Genomic DNA, 15031 nt, shown 5'->3' with positions numbered 1-15031 from the left:
CTATTGGTACTTATCCTTCCATCGTTTTTTTAAAAAGTCCTGTATGGCATTTTCCCGCTGATTGTTGCCTGGTTTGTAGAATGAAGTACCCGTCAATTCTTCAGGTAAAAATTCTGCATTCACAAAATTATTCTTAAAGTCATGGGCGTATTTGTAATCTGCCCCATACCCGAGGTCTTTCATTAACTTCGTCGGGGCATTGCGCAAGGGCATAGGAACAGAGAGGTCCCCTGTTTGTTTTACGACCTGTTGGGCTTTGCCTATCGCCATATAACTGGCATTGCTTTTGGCGGAAGTCGCTAGGTAGATGGCGCATTGACTTAAAATAATACGTGCCTCCGGGTAGCCAATTGTGGTGACAGCTTGAAAAGCATTGTTGGCAATGACCAGTGCTGTCGGGTTGGCCAAGCCAATATCTTCCGAGGCCGAAATAAGCATTCGCCGGGCTATAAACTTTACATCTTCACCTCCTTCGATCATACGTGCCAGCCAATAGACAGCTCCGTTCGGGTCACTTCCACGGATCGATTTGATAAACGCAGAAATAATATCATAGTGCTGCTCGCCGGTTTTGTCATAGAGAACGGTGTTCTTTTGTACCTTTCCCATAACCATTTTATCGGTAATAATTATCGTATCCGACGCCTCGGATGTTATAACCAATTCGAAAATATTAAGAAGTTTTCTACCGTCTCCCCCTGAAAGTCGCAGTAAAGCTTCCGTTTCTTTTAATGTTATTTTCTTAGATTTTAGAAAAGTATCCTTCTCCATGGCACGGTGGAGTAGATTCTCAAGGTCGCTTTTGCCAAAGGGATTAAGTACGTATACCTGACAACGTGACAACAGGGCCGGAATGACCTCGAAGCTGGGGTTTTCAGTGGTAGCGCCTATTAGCGTCACCCAGCCCTTCTCAACGGCCGCCAACAATGAATCTTGTTGTGATTTGCTAAAGCGATGAATTTCGTCAATAAATAAAATCGGGTTTTTAGAAGTGAAAAGGCCACCGCTTTGCTTTGCCTTTTCAATGACTTCCCGAATGTCTTTTACCCCACTATTGATGGCACTCAACGTATAAAATGGACGACCGCTTTCATGGGCGATAATATTGGCGAGGGTGGTTTTTCCTGTTCCTGGTGGTCCCCAAAAAATAAGGGAGGGTAGAAGGCCTTTCTTAATTTGTTGGGTCAATGAACCATTTTCCCCAACCAAATGGAGTTGGCTAATGTAATCGTCTAAAGTTTGTGGGCGCACCCTTTCGGCTAATGGTTCATTCATGCGATAAAATTAAGATAAAATAGGAGATGACGATTTGTCGTTGTTATATTTATGGAGAGGTTCTTGTTTTTTGAATGTTAAGTTCAATAATTTGATTTGTCGTTAACTCTTTGATTTGAGTTTCTTTAGGGAATAAAGGGGGCGGCAAAATAATTTTTTAACGGCTAGTTGCAACAGGTTTATTTTTTAATCTACATGTCTGAACATCAATATTTCAAATTTACAAATGCAGTGGTTTTGGCGCCAATGACAGCCATACTTTTGATTTGGACGGTGTTTTGGTTTGAACTACGCTTTCAGGTCAACCTGAACCAATTTGGTGTTGCCCCCAGAAATTTTGTGGGGCTACGTGGCATAATTTTCAGCCCTTTTATCCATAGTTCTGTTGAACACCTTTACAACAATACCATCCCTTTGGCGGTATTGTTAGCTGCCTTGTTTTACTTCTATAGAAATATTGCCTTGAGGGTTTTGTTTTTGGGAATACTGCTTTCCGGATTTATGACATGGGCAATCGGTAGGCCTTCATACCATATTGGGGCGAGTGGGGCTATTTATGTTTTGGCCAGTTTTATGTTTTTTAAAGGCATTTTTAGTAAGTACTACCGGCTGGTGGCGCTTTCGCTCATTGTTGTTTTCATTTATGGAAGTTTACTCTGGTATATTTTTCCGATAAAGGACGATATTTCTTGGGAAGGCCATTTGTCGGGATTTTTAACCGGATTGCTGCTGGCCATATTCATCAAAGCAAAACTACCTTCCGTGAAGAAATATGATTGGGAATTAGAGGATTTTAATGAGGAGGAAGACGAGTTTTTACAGCAATTTGATGAGGATGGGAATTTTATAGAGCGCAAGGCCGATGAAATGAAGCTTGGCGCCGAAGAGGTGAAAATCACCTATCACTACAAAGAGAAAGGAGACGATGCCAATTCTTAAACTATCAATTCAGGATTGCAAATTTTGACGCTGCCGTACGGCCTCATAAAGAAAAACACCACAGGCCACAGATACATTTAAGGAGCCAATTTCACCAAGTAGGGGAAGTTTGGCGCTATGATTTGCTACCTTTATAATAGAGGGCGAGATACCTCTGTCTTCTGAGCCCATAATTATGGCACATGGCTCATCAAAGGGAATCTCATAGATCATGGTGTTCGTTTTTTCAGTAGCCGCGATTATTTTGATATCGCATGCCTGCAAGTAAAAAACGGCATCTTTGATATGGTCTACTTTTGCAATGGGAACCTTAAAGGCTGCTCCTGCCGATGTCTTTATCGTGTCGGCGGTTACCGGAGCGGCACCTTTTTTTTGTATTATGATGCCATCAACTCCCGTGCACTCGGCAGTTCTAATGATAGCTCCAAAATTTCGAACGTCGGAGAGTTGGTCCAAGAGTAGAAATAAGGGTAGTTTCTTGTTCGCCGTTACGTTCTCCACTAATTCTTCAAGACTATAAAAGCTAATTGGTGATATGTTGGCTACAACCCCTTGGTGGTTGTTTTGTGTCAAGCGGTTTAATTTCTCAATCGGTACGTATGAGGCATTGATGCCTTTTTTACGTAGGATGCCTTCAAGCTCTTTGAACAGGTCGCCCTTTAGTCCTTTTTGAATAAAGACTTTGTCAATGGGCTCACCCGCGTTTATAGCTTCAATGATGGCCCGTATTCCGTAGATTTGGGTTGTTTTTTGCATGAGGACAAAGGTAAATAAAAAAACCACCTCGATCGAGGTGGTTTTTAGATGTATTCACTTAAAAGTAATTTTTAATGCTCGTCTTCTGGGAAGCCGGTCCGCTTATAGCCTATCATCGAATAGATAGTGCCTGCATCATCAGAGAACTCGGCGTCAAAGGAGATTTTATCAACAGTTGTACCTCCGGTCGAAGTTGTACCGTTTTTTTCGATAACTCCATTCGTTATCGTCACGGAAACCTCATAACCATCGACATTGCTGCTCAGGGTTTCCCCTGAAAAAGTTAAAGCATCAAGGTTAATGGGGCTTTTAACTTTAAAATCCCAGATATGTCCGTGATCGTCTACCCACATTTGAGTACCATCATCGGCTGCCGTATTATATGTCGAGATTTGTTGGTAATCCAATACCAAATCGTCACCGACAAAGGTCTGAACAAACCAATCTCCAGACATTTCAACGGTACTGGTCGCTCCTGCCTCTGGTTCTCCTCCTTCATCACATGAAATTACAAGGCCACCAATCATTACAAACAGTAGTAGTTTTGAAAATATGTTTTTTTTCATTTTTATTTTTTTTAAGGTTACAGTTGCACTTGCTCCAGAGTCACGTCAAAAACGTAAGGGCCAGCGTCCCAATCAGTTTTAAAGTTTATGGTTTTGGCAGTTGGGTCTACTGTCATTTCAGTAATCATGGCTATGCCTCCAAAAGCACCAACGGCAAAATTAGGTCCGAAAGTATAGTCGTTTAAACCATTTACGGTTACCTTGGCTCCCGAAGCCGCATAGGCACTTCCATAAGCCCGGCCGTACATATAATAACCGCCAATTCCGTCAGACATTGTAAAGCTGCCATCGTCATTTTTCCAAATTATGACATATTCCATATTCTCATAATCTTCATCGACTACACCATTTCTAACGACCGTAGATCTATATAAACCTGCAATATTATCAACAAGATTACCTGTCTCCGCCACAATTACATTTCTCGAGCCTGAAGCTTCAAACCCGTCTTTGTTGACAGCTGAGTAAGATATTGAGTAATTGTCTTCTACATTGACATCCAGGGTACCTCCCCTGAAAATTCCATTTGAAGTAGTTTCTACATTGACCGGTACACCTGATTCAGCGGCGTCGGCACCAGGGTCTTCATAGTTTGAGCCTTTTTCAACTAAAATAACGCTGCTGCCCTTAATATTGAAAACGGCGAAATTGGTAACTTCGGAAACATCACCTGTAGATTCTGTTTCACAAGCTGTAAATAAGAAACAGCTAACAACCCCTAAGGATAAAATTAAATTTTTCATAATACTATTTTTTTATTATTTCCACCAAACTGGAACTGTTATCTTAACTGGAGTGCTCGGTGCATTTGCATTTCTGGTCAATTCATCATTGGGCCATTCCAACCTTTGGGGGAATTCTCCACCTGTTGAGCCTTCTACTGAATAGGCAAATTGCCCTGAAACATAGCCAGGGTCTGATTGAGCTACACTTGATTCTGCAGGAATACCTGTCCTGTTATGTTCAAAGAACGACTCAAAGCCGTTACCTGGGAAACTTGAAATCCATTTTTGGGTAATAATAGCTTCTAGTTTTTCTTCTAGTGTACCCGCTGTTGGATATTCATAAACGCCACCGCTTGCAATGAAAGGAGCGGCATCAAATCCCCATTTGTTGAAGGACTCGGTCACTGCAGCATCGTACAGAGCCTTCGCTCCCGCACCGGCACTATATCTTTCCCTAGCTTCTGCTTGCATAAACATACTGTGCTCTGCAGAGATAAAATAAACCGGGGTGGTTGCCGATAGGTTGACAATGGAAATTGAGGCAGGAGCTGCACCACTTTGGTAATCACCTTGATTAAGTGGAACTCCCGTGCCATAAAAAGCATCGAGTCTTGGATCGGCATTATCAGAAAGAAAAGAGTGCATTGTAGTACTGGCCCTAAGATTAGTTGCCGTATTCAATTGTCTTCTGTCACTTTCATATAATGGGTTACTTCTATTAGCTTCATCTATGAATTGTGTCATTGCAGCATCTTCAGATAAGAAGTTGTTTCCTAAAGTCGCAATCCCACTCTGAGCTACAGAAGGTCTGGCATTCGTTTGTCTAAGATAAATCTTCAACTTTAAAGTATTGGCGAACTGTACCCATTTGCTCATGTCTCCCGCGAAAATGAAATCATCACTTTGAGGGGCACTACCTTGTGATGATGCTAAATTCTTCGACAGAGCGTCGTTTAAATCGGCGATCATTAGGTCATATACCTGCTCACCAGTGTTGAAGGAAGGTTCAAAGTTGGTAAAATCATTCGCATCCTCATAAGGAATGTCATCATACCAATCAGCCAGAATTTGAGACCCATAAACTTCAAGGGTGGTGGCAATCAAATAATAATTCCAATTGCCCGCCTCAAATGCATTTCTCTTAATGTTTCTAACATCACCAAGCGCATCGTACATATTGTTCCATGCTCCTTGGTAGTTTGTCGAGTTGATAGAATAGGCGTCTATGGTCCGGTATTGGTTTGCAGCATTACTCTGCGCCCAAAATTGAGACCACATTCCACCGATTATCGCGAATTCAGCTCCCTGTGCACCAACGATACCCGTTATGGCAGAAGGTAATTCTGTAGCGGGTGCTACGCCGTCAGGAGATAGTCTATCTGGATCACGGTTTATATCCAAATCATCTTCGCAAGATGCGAATAGAAAAATCATGCATAAAGCACTTACTATTATTTTTTTCATCTCTTTCATTTTTATTTTTTTAAAATGATAATTTAAGGGCGGCTCCATATGTTCTTTGAGCCGGGTTGGCGGCGAATTCTCCGAATTCACTGGCAAGATCACTACCAAAAGTAGTTACCTCAGGATCGACATACGGATTTTCATCCGGAGTCCATAAGAATAAATTCTTGCCATAGACGCTTACAGAAGCGGCAGACAGCCCAATAGCCTTAACGGCATCAGTCGGAAACTTGTAAGACAATGAAAGGTCTCTCAACCTGATGAAAGTTTTATCAATTACGTGGGTATGCTCAATCGCAGGATTACTCCCTGTTCCCCAGAAATTAGTGACTTGATCAAAATCGATGGGAGTGGTGTTCTCTGAATAATTGCCATTACCATCGTCTACTACGGAATTCGGAACTATAAATGGATTACGCTCATTATAAGTCGTAGCAATTGAATTTCCTGTAAAACCTAACAAGCGGTTGGTGTACGAATACATCTCTCCACCTTCTTTCCAATCCAAGCCAAAAGAAAGGCTTACATTTTTATAGGTAAAGGTGTTTTTAAGACCCATTACGAAATCACGTTGCGAAGTTCCTAAGTCTTGTTCCTCTTCATCTTGAACATAAAAGCCCGTATTGGCGTCTACGATATATTGGCCATCAGCGGTTTTTGCCGGACCTCTAAATCTAAATACACCTAAAGGTCTACCTTCTTCAGCATTGAAAGAAGTACCGTAGGCACTGTTAATGACGAATCTGTCAAGTCCTCTTAAGTCGGTAACCTCATTGTCGTTTTTGGTAAAGGTGTAGCCAATGTTCCATTTGAAATTTTCTGTAAGTACGGGAGTGAGCCCTAGCGCTAGTTCAATACCTTTGTTACTTACGTCGGCATAATTTCCAGTTATCTGTAAATAACCGGTTGACCTCGGTAAAAGACGATCGATCAATAGATCTTCGGTTTTCTTAACATAGTACGCAACATCCAAGGTTATTCTTCTATTAAAGAATGCAGCGTCAGCACCAAACTCATACTCTGTTGTGATTTCGGGCTTCAGCTCGGAGTTTCCAAGCTGGGAATTTAACTCGAACGAGTTTACACCTCCTATGGGCATATTAATCTGTCCAAAATAAGCACCTGCCGTACCTTGAACTAAAGTAGATTCAGTTTTGTAAGGACTGGTGTCGTTACCTACCTGTGAAATACCTCCTCTTAACTTAACAAAAGCCTGTCGACTATCAAAAATGATTGCACTTGCCGTTGCCGATGGGTAAAAATAAGAGTTGTTGCCCATAGGCAAGGTTGAAGACCAGTCATTTCTCGCGGTTAAGGTTAGGAAGTATTTTTCCATAAAACCTAAAGTAGCGGTTCCGAAAAGACCCAATGTTCTTCGTAACTCATTGTTATTGGTTACTGTTGGGGTTACAGCACTGTTGCTGATTTCATAGTAGTCAGGAATGTCCAAATCTGTAATAGCCACAGAAAGTTCATCGAAAGATCTCTGGTTGTAGGTAAGACCAGCAGATGAGGTCAAATTTAAATCACTTGAAATTTGTAAATCGTGATTTAAAGTAAAATAAGTATCATACTGTTTTCTTTCAATTTGATATTCTGTCACACCACCGACAATCGGAAGTGTATTTAGTAATTGTTGTGCAGACCCTGGAGTATAGTCTACTTTGGCACCGTAACTTTTACGCTTTAAGTTTTCTATGTCCGCCCCAATTTGCCAAACAGCAGTTAAGGAAGGAGTCACATTAAAAGTGAAATTAAGGTTGCCAAAAAGACGATTGCTCGCAATGTTGGTAGAGTTTTCATTGACAACAAAATATGGATTAGATGCATAAGGGGTGTAAAAGTTGTCATTGGTGTTGAACGGGTTGTTCTCGTAATCATACAAATCTACAAGACTGATATCGCGAGGTACCTGAAGAATTTCCTGCATAAAGGTATTCCCTTGCCCTGCAGCATCACCTTGGCCTGTATTTACAACATTTTGATCTCTTTCGATGTAGTTTGCACTAGCCCTAACGGCAATTTTTTCATTTTTAATACCTGCGTTCAAACTAAAGGCCTTACGGTCATATTTGTCGGCATCGGTCGGTATTACACCGTCACTGTCAGTGTTCGTGAAACCCAAAGAATAATCTGAATTTGCTCCACCACCACTAACCCTGATAGAGTTGGTATATACGCTTCCTTGATCGTAAAAATCTTTGACATTGTCGGGGAGTGCCACGTATGGTTTTATTTGTTGGGCATTGTCAACAATCTGTCCCCAGGGGCGTATGGCTCCATTGTATTCAGGTCCCCAAGAACCATTTTCGTTACTGGCACCAGGCAGGCCGCTGCCGGGAAGGGCGGAAGAACTAGATCCGTTCCATCCTTGTCCGAAATCATTCTGGTAGTGAGGAACCCTTGATACTTCCAAAACATCCATTGAAGTGGTGAAATCTATGGATATTTTAGAGGTGTCCTTCCCTTTTTTAGTTGTAATCAAAATGGCACCGTTGGCACCTCTCGATCCATAAACTGCGGTTGCGGCAGCACCTTTAAGTATGGTTATGTTTTCTATACTGTTCGGGTCTAAATCATTTACACCTGAACCACCATCAAAAGTTCGATCCGCACTATTGTCATCTGTGTTACTATTTGATTCATTGTATATAGGTGTGCCGTCTACCACGTAAAGTGGAGAGTTGCTACCCGTAATAGATGAAAAGCCACGCACGATTACCTTGGCAGATGCACCGGGCTGCGCGGGTGCGGTAATATCCATACCTGCTACCTTTCCTGAAAGAGACTCGAAGGGGTTAGTATTGGTTACATCGGTCAAATCATCGTTACTTAAACTGGTAGAGGCATAACCTTGGGCTCTCGGCTGAAGTTTAGTACCTAATACCCCAGTAACCACAACTTCTTCCAGAGCTTGGGCGTCTTCCTCCATTTGAACATTGATGGTACTGCCAGACCCGATTGTCTGACTCACATCTTTTTGCCCAATAAAGGTGAACGATAATACTTGTCCAACTTCGCCTGAAATTGAATAATTTCCGTCGAAATCGGTTTGCGTACCGTTCGTAGTTCCTTTTACAAGGATGTTTACTCCGGGAAGCGGTAGACCATCTTGGTCGGTGACCGTACCCGAAATTGTTTTTTGCTGTGCAAAAGTAATGTGCACGGCTAACGCCAGAACGAGCGTCAAAAGTCCATTCAGTTTTGTCTTCATTTTATAATTATTTGAATTAGCTAGCTGCAAAAATCCTAAAATCGTGTTAATAATCCAACTTTTTGGGCAAAAAACTTATGCATGCATAGTTTTTTGATTGTTAAATAATGAAAACATTAGGGATATTTTAAGTTTATTTTAACAAAATAAATAGCGCTTATTACAAATATAACAGTAATTCCTACGTAGTTAGGGCGATGTGGGTTATTTATTGTTAAATAATTGACAAAGTCATAAAATGTGAAAAAATATATTAGAAAATCATAAATGTTAATGTTTTTCATGGTCTTTCGAAAGATTTATAAGGAGTACTTCGGTTGTTGGGGCGATTTTATTGGTTGGTTAAGGGGTTTTTAATTGGTCAAGTTCTAGATAGCGGGTGTATATGGCTATTACATGTCGTTATGGGTTTGTTTTGGGGGTGAATTGAAGAATTGATTCTGTTTGGAATGTAAATGAAAATAGGATTGATTGGTAGTGAGTGTTTTGGTGTCTTAATAATGGAATACGGAATTTGTCTTTTGTTTTTTTGTGTGCTGATAGGTAATTCTCCCCAGTTGAGTTTTTAATCTTTTTTAGGTGATTTTAATTTGAATAAACATGTATTGGCTTTTGGGTAATAGTAGGTTAGATGTTTTGTGGGTATTTTAAGGGTGGTAAAGAGGGTGTTTTGCGGGGATTTAAAGAAATCCGACAAAATTAATGGAATAGGATTTGAATTATTATGAAATATTGTTACATTTGCCAGCCCTAAAACGGGGCTAAGTTTTTTTATACATATATAATAGTATGCCAACAATTTCACAATTAGTACGAAAAGGAAGGGCCACAATTACCAAGAAGAGTAAATCGGCTGCTTTGGATTCGTGTCCACAAAGGAGAGGAGTATGTACACGTGTATATACTACTACTCCAAAGAAACCAAACTCGGCAATGCGAAAAGTTGCAAGGGTAAGGTTGACTAATGGTAAGGAGGTCAATGCCTATATACCAGGAGAAGGACACAACTTGCAAGAGCACTCGATAGTATTGGTTAGAGGCGGAAGGGTGAAAGATTTGCCAGGTGTTAGATACCACATTGTAAGAGGTGCTTTGGATACTGCAGGAGTTGCAGGAAGAACCCAAAGAAGGTCTAAATACGGAGCAAAACGCCCTAAGAAGTAAATGAATTAAGGTTGTGTGGGCCGGTTGTTTTGGTGATATGAAGCATTTTTGCTTCAGTGTCTGAAACCATAAAAGCTCGATGCAAACCGCAAACTTTGAAAAATGAGAAAAAAACAGGCAAAGAAAAGACCGCTTTTACCGGATCCTAGATTTAATGATCAATTGGTTACGCGTTTTGTGAACATGATGATGTGGGACGGTAAAAAGTCTATTGCATTCAGTGTGTTTTACGAAGCAATTGATATTGTTGAGGAAAAGAAGACTGATGAGGAAAAAACGGCATTAGAGTTATGGAAAGATGCGCTTTCAAATGTAATGCCCCATGTTGAGGTGCGCAGCCGGCGTGTGGGTGGTGCTACATTTCAGATTCCAATGCAGATTAGGCCAGATCGTAAAATATCAACGGCTATGAAGTGGTTGATTAGCTTCGCGCGTAAGCGTAACGAAAAAGGCATGCCGCAAAAGTTGGCCGCCGAAATATTGGCTGCCTCTAAAGAAGAGGGTGCTGCCGTGAAGAAAAGAACGGATACGCACAGAATGGCAGAAGCCAACAAAGCATTTTCCCACTTTAGATTTTAATCAGAAATGGCAAGAGATTTAAAATATACAAGAAATATTGGTATCGCTGCACATATTGATGCCGGAAAAACTACAACTACAGAACGTATACTTTTTTATACGGGTGTTAGTCATAAGATAGGTGAGGTGCATGATGGTGCTGCGACCATGGACTGGATGGAGCAGGAGCAGGAACGTGGGATAACCATCACCTCGGCGGCTACTACATGTACATGGAAGTTTCCTTTAGAGAACGCGAAGCCGTTACCAGATACGAAAGATTATCATTTTAATATTATCGACACTCCCGGTCACGTTGATTTTACCGTTGAGGTAAATAGGTCTTTACGTGTGTTGGATGGGTTGGTTTTTCTTTTTAGTGCGGTTGATGGTGTTGAGCCTCAATCTGAAACGAACTGGAGGTTGGCCGACAATTATAAAGTGCCGCGTATCGGTTTTGTGAACAAAATGGATCGCCAGGGTTCTAATTTCTTGATGGTGTGCAAACAGGTCAAGGAAATGTTGGGTTCTAATGCAGTTCCTATTGTGTTGCCAATTGGTGACGAGGCTGATTTTAGAGGTATTGTCGATTTGGCTAAGAATAGGGCTATTGTATGGCATGATGAGGGCTTTGGTGCTACTTTTGATGTGATTGATATTCCTGAGGAAATGAAGGCTGAAGTACGCGAGTACAGAGCAGCTTTGATTGAGGCTGTAGCGGAATATGATGAGGAGTTGATGGAGAAGTTCTTCGAAGATGAAGATTCAATTACAGAAGAAGAGGTGCACGCGGCTTTAAGGGCTGCTGTTATGGATAGGGCTATTATACCTATGATTTGTGGTTCTTCGTTTAAGAATAAAGGGGTTCAGTTTTTATTGGATGCTGTTTGTAGGTATTTGCCATCTCCATTGGATAAAGATGCGATTGTAGGTACGGATCCAGAGACTGGTGAGTCAATAAGTAGAAAGCCTGATGTAAAAGAGCCATTTTCTGCTCTAGCTTTTAAAATTGCTACAGATCCTTTTGTAGGGCGCTTGGCTTTCTTTAGAACATATTCGGGTCGTCTAGATGCGGGATCGTATATTCTAAATAACCGTTCGGGCAAGAAAGAACGTATTTCGCGCATCTATCAAATGCATTCGAATAAGCAAAATGCTATAGATTATATTGAAGCAGGAGATATTGGGGCCGCGGTAGGTTTTAAGGATATTAAAACGGGTGATACGATGTCTTCTGAAAAACATCCTATTGTGTTGGAGAGTATGGACTTTCCTGACCCGGTGATAGGTATTGCTGTAGAGCCTAAGACCAAAGTCGATGTAGATAAGTTGGGTATGGCTTTGGCGAAGTTGGCCGAAGAGGATCCTACTTTTCAGGTGAAAACCGATGAGGCTTCAGGTCAGACCATTATTTCTGGTATGGGTGAGCTTCACTTGGATATAATCGTTGATCGTTTAAGACGTGAATTTAAAGTTGAGGTCAACCAAGGTCAGCCTCAGGTTGAATATAAAGAAGCGCTTACTAAAATGGCGGCTCACAGAGAAACTTATAAAAAGCAATCTGGTGGTCGTGGTAAGTTTGGTGATATTGTATTTGAAATGAGCCCTGCCGATGAGGATTTCGAAGGAGAAGGATTGCAATTTGTCGATGAGATAAAAGGTGGTCGTATACCTAAAGAGTTTATTCCATCGGTAGAGAAAGGTTTTGCTGCTGCAATGCTTAATGGACCATTGGCTGGATTTGAAATGGATACTATGAAAATAGTATTGAAAGATGGCTCTTTCCACCCTGTGGATTCTGATGCACTTTCTTTTGAATTGGCTGCGAAAATGGGTTATAAGGCTGCTGGTAAAGCTGCTGGTGCGGTTATCATGGAGCCTATAATGAAAATCGAGGTGATAACGCCTGAAGAAAATATGGGTGATATTGTCGGTGATTTAAACCGAAGACGAGGTACTATTACCAATATGAGTGACAGAGCTGGTGCAAAAGTGGTAAAAGGTACAGTTCCGCTTTCAGAAATGTTTGGCTATGTTACATCTTTAAGAACGTTGTCTTCCGGTAGGGCGACATCAACTATGGAATTTTCTCATTATGCAGAAACTCCATCGAATATTTCAGAGGAAGTTATTAAGGCAGCTAAAGGGGTAACGGCATAATTTTTAGAAGATGAGTCAGAAAATTAGAATAAAATTAAAATCTTACGATCATAATTTAGTGGATAAGTCTGCTGAGAAAATTGTAAAAACGGTTAAGACGACTGGAGCTGTGGTAACGGGACCAATTCCATTGCCAACACATAAAAAGATATTTACCGTTTTGCGTTCTCCGCACGTAAATAAGAAATCGAGAGAGCAATTTCAGTTAAGCTCATATAAAAGGCTTTTGGATATTTATAGTTCTTCATCTAAAACTATTGATGCGCTTATGAAGTTAGAGCTTCCTAGCGGTGTCGAAGTAGAGATTAAGGTCTAATCGCTTTCCCGTTAGAGACGGGTCTCATCTAAAAATGGATGAGGAGGGAATTAATTTCCCGCATTCGTGGGAATGAACATGTCCGGAGCTGCGTGCAAAGGAAAAACGGAAAAAGAATACATTCAGGGCTGGATGATTTCTTGCCCTGTTTTTTTGCAAAAAAAATTGAGTAATAGTTGAATATTAAATATAAATAAATTATGTCTGGGTTAATAGGAAAAAAAGTAGGCATGACCAGTATTTTTGATGAGAACGGAAAGAATGTTCCGTGTACTGTCATTGAGGCTGGACCATGCGTGATTACCCAAGTCAGAACCGAAGAGGTCGACGGGTACAGTGCCCTTCAGCTTGGTTTCGATGACAAGGCAGAGAAACGTGCTAATAAGGCCGAAGCGGGTCATTTCAAAAAAGCAGGTTCTTCTCCGAAGAAAACAGTCGTTGAATTCCGGGATTTTGAAGGTGAATACAAATTGGGAGACACTATAGGTGTCGATGTTTTCCAAGAAGGGGAATTTGTTGACGTTGTTGGTACGTCAAAAGGTAAAGGTTTTCAGGGGGTTGTTAAAAGACACGGCTTTGGTGGTGTCGGTCAGGCAACTCACGGTCAACACAACAGACTGAGGGCTCCTGGTTCTATCGGTGCGGCATCAACACCTTCAAGAGTGTTTAAGGGGATGAAAATGGCTGGTAGAATGGGCGGTGATCGTGTTACTGTTCAGAACCTGAGAGTGTTAAAAATAGTTCCAGAAAAGAATCTTTTAGTAGTAAAAGGTTGTGTGCCTGGTCATAAAAACGCTTACGTAACGATTGAGAAGTAATGAAAGTAGCAGTTTTAGATATTAAAGGAAAAGAAACCGGAAGAAAGGTAGACCTTTTGGATGAGGTTTTCGCAATAGAGCCGAACAATCACGCAGTGTATTTGGATGTCAAGCAATATTTGGCGCACCAGCGACAGGGAACGCATAAATCGAAAGAACGTGGTGAGATTGCTGGTAGTACCAGAAAGATTAAGAAGCAGAAGGGTACTGGTACAGCTCGTGCCGGTAGTATAAAGTCACCTATTTTCAGAGGTGGTGGGAGAATTTTTGGGCCAAGGCCTAGAGATTATAAGCAGAAGCTGAACAAGAACTTAAAGCGTTTGGCGCGAAAATCTGCGTTGAGTATCAAGTCAAAAGAGCAAGCTATTTTGGTTGTCGAGGACTTTAATTTTGAAGTGCCTAAGACTAAAGATTTTATGCAGGTTTTGAAGTCCTTGGGCTTAGAGAACAAAAAATCTTTGTTTGTGTTGGGTGATTCAAATAATAGCGTATATTTGTCTTCGCGTAATTTGAAGCGTTCTGAAGTCGTAAATAGCTCAGAATTAAGTACTTATAAGATATTAAACGCAAATAATATCGTATTGTTGGAAGGCGCTTTAGAAGGGTTGCAATCAAACTTAAATAAATAGGAAAACCATGAGTGTGTTGATAAAGCCAATTATAACGGAAAAAATGACCGCGGATAGTGAGTTGCTCAATCGTTATGGTTTCATTGTAGATCCAAGAGCGAACAAAATACAGATTAAAGATGCGGTTGAAGCTGCGTATGGTGTTTCGGTTAAGAAAGTGCGTACAATGAACTACGGCCCAAAAAGAAAATCGCGATACACCAAAACTGGTGTGCAGCACGGAAAGACTAATTCGGTCAAGAAGGCAATCGTTGATGTAGTAGAAGGTGATATTATTGATTTTTACAGTAATCTATAGAGACTAAAGATGTCAGTTAGAAAATTAAAACCAATCACTCCAGGACAGCGTTTTAGAGTAGTAAATGGATTTGACGCCATTACTACTGATAAGCCGGAGAAAAGCTTGCTTGCTCCGTTAAAAAAGTCCGGAGGTAGAAACAGTCAAGG

General features: G+C 41.0%; 14 protein-coding genes and 1 pseudogene. 9 read left to right on the top strand and 6 right to left on the bottom strand.

The genetic code is table 11. The features are described 5' to 3' along the window. The gene (locus AACZ88_RS15710) at positions 1-1275 is read right to left on the bottom strand and encodes a replication-associated recombination protein A (RefSeq protein ID WP_339712048.1); all 1275 of its coding nucleotides are present in this window, start codon (positions 1273-1275) and stop codon (positions 1-3) included. A 195-nt stretch (positions 1276-1470) separates the two neighbouring features. Here AACZ88_RS15710 and AACZ88_RS15705 point away from each other — a divergent pair, with 195 nt between their 5' ends. Beyond that, positions 1471-2214, top strand: a complete 744-nt coding sequence (locus AACZ88_RS15705; RefSeq protein WP_339712046.1) for a rhomboid family intramembrane serine protease — start codon at positions 1471-1473, stop codon at positions 2212-2214. 9 nt (positions 2215-2223) lie between these two features. Here the strand turns inward: AACZ88_RS15705 and rlmB are convergent, their stop codons facing one another. From rlmB to AACZ88_RS15680, 5 genes are all read right to left on the bottom strand, one after another. After that, the gene (rlmB, locus tag AACZ88_RS15700; RefSeq protein ID WP_339712044.1) at positions 2224-2970 is read right to left on the bottom strand and encodes a 23S rRNA (guanosine(2251)-2'-O)-methyltransferase RlmB; all 747 of its coding nucleotides are present in this window, start codon (positions 2968-2970) and stop codon (positions 2224-2226) included. 71 nt (positions 2971-3041) lie between these two features. Next, positions 3042-3536: a lipid-binding protein gene (locus tag AACZ88_RS15695; RefSeq protein ID WP_339712042.1), complete on the bottom strand. Its 495-nt coding sequence runs from the start codon at positions 3534-3536 to the stop codon at positions 3042-3044. Positions 3537-3553: 17 nt separating this feature from the next. Next, entirely contained in the window at positions 3554-4279 is a 726-nt protein-coding gene (locus AACZ88_RS15690) for a BT_2262 family domain-containing protein (RefSeq protein WP_339712040.1), read from the bottom strand. A gap of 15 nt (positions 4280-4294) precedes the next feature. Continuing rightward, the gene (locus tag AACZ88_RS15685) at positions 4295-5725 is read right to left on the bottom strand and encodes a SusD/RagB family nutrient-binding outer membrane lipoprotein (protein WP_339712039.1); all 1431 of its coding nucleotides are present in this window, start codon (positions 5723-5725) and stop codon (positions 4295-4297) included. 19 nt (positions 5726-5744) lie between these two features. After that, complete coding sequence (locus AACZ88_RS15680; protein WP_339712037.1) at positions 5745-8939, bottom strand: SusC/RagA family TonB-linked outer membrane protein; 3195 nt, start codon at positions 8937-8939, stop codon at positions 5745-5747. A 789-nt stretch (positions 8940-9728) separates the two neighbouring features. Between AACZ88_RS15680 and rpsL the strand changes: the two genes are divergently transcribed. The 8 genes and pseudogenes from rpsL to rplB all read left to right on the top strand — a co-directional run. Next, complete coding sequence (rpsL, locus tag AACZ88_RS15675) at positions 9729-10103, top strand: 30S ribosomal protein S12 (protein WP_013305196.1); 375 nt, start codon at positions 9729-9731, stop codon at positions 10101-10103. 102 nt (positions 10104-10205) lie between these two features. Further along, positions 10206-10682 carry a 30S ribosomal protein S7 gene (gene rpsG, locus AACZ88_RS15670; RefSeq protein ID WP_089894041.1) on the top strand — a complete coding sequence of 159 codons (477 nt, stop codon included), beginning with the start codon at positions 10206-10208 and terminating at the stop codon, positions 10680-10682. A 6-nt stretch (positions 10683-10688) separates the two neighbouring features. Then, complete coding sequence (gene fusA, locus AACZ88_RS15665) at positions 10689-12821, top strand: elongation factor G (RefSeq protein WP_339712033.1); 2133 nt, start codon at positions 10689-10691, stop codon at positions 12819-12821. A gap of 10 nt (positions 12822-12831) precedes the next feature. Then, positions 12832-13137 (top strand): 30S ribosomal protein S10, encoded by a 306-nt coding sequence (gene rpsJ / locus AACZ88_RS15660; protein WP_007094989.1) that lies wholly within the window; start codon positions 12832-12834, stop codon positions 13135-13137. A gap of 200 nt (positions 13138-13337) precedes the next feature. After that, positions 13338-13955 (top strand): 50S ribosomal protein L3, encoded by a 618-nt coding sequence (gene rplC / locus AACZ88_RS15655; protein WP_339712031.1) that lies wholly within the window; start codon positions 13338-13340, stop codon positions 13953-13955. Next, positions 13955-14584, top strand: a complete 630-nt coding sequence (rplD, locus tag AACZ88_RS15650; RefSeq protein ID WP_339712029.1) for a 50S ribosomal protein L4 — start codon at positions 13955-13957, stop codon at positions 14582-14584. Before rplC ends, rplD begins: the two co-directional genes overlap by 1 nt. A 7-nt stretch (positions 14585-14591) precedes the next feature. Continuing rightward, the gene (gene rplW / locus AACZ88_RS15645; RefSeq protein ID WP_339712027.1) at positions 14592-14882 is read left to right on the top strand and encodes a 50S ribosomal protein L23; all 291 of its coding nucleotides are present in this window, start codon (positions 14592-14594) and stop codon (positions 14880-14882) included. A 9-nt stretch (positions 14883-14891) separates the two neighbouring features. Further along, positions 14892-15031, top strand: a pseudogene (gene rplB, locus AACZ88_RS15640) (50S ribosomal protein L2); the annotation flags it as partial.

The organism is uncultured Kriegella sp., from assembly GCF_963975415.1.
Classification (GTDB): Bacteria; Bacteroidota; Bacteroidia; order Flavobacteriales; family Flavobacteriaceae; genus Kriegella.
This window is presented reverse-complemented; position numbering and strand designations above follow the sequence as displayed.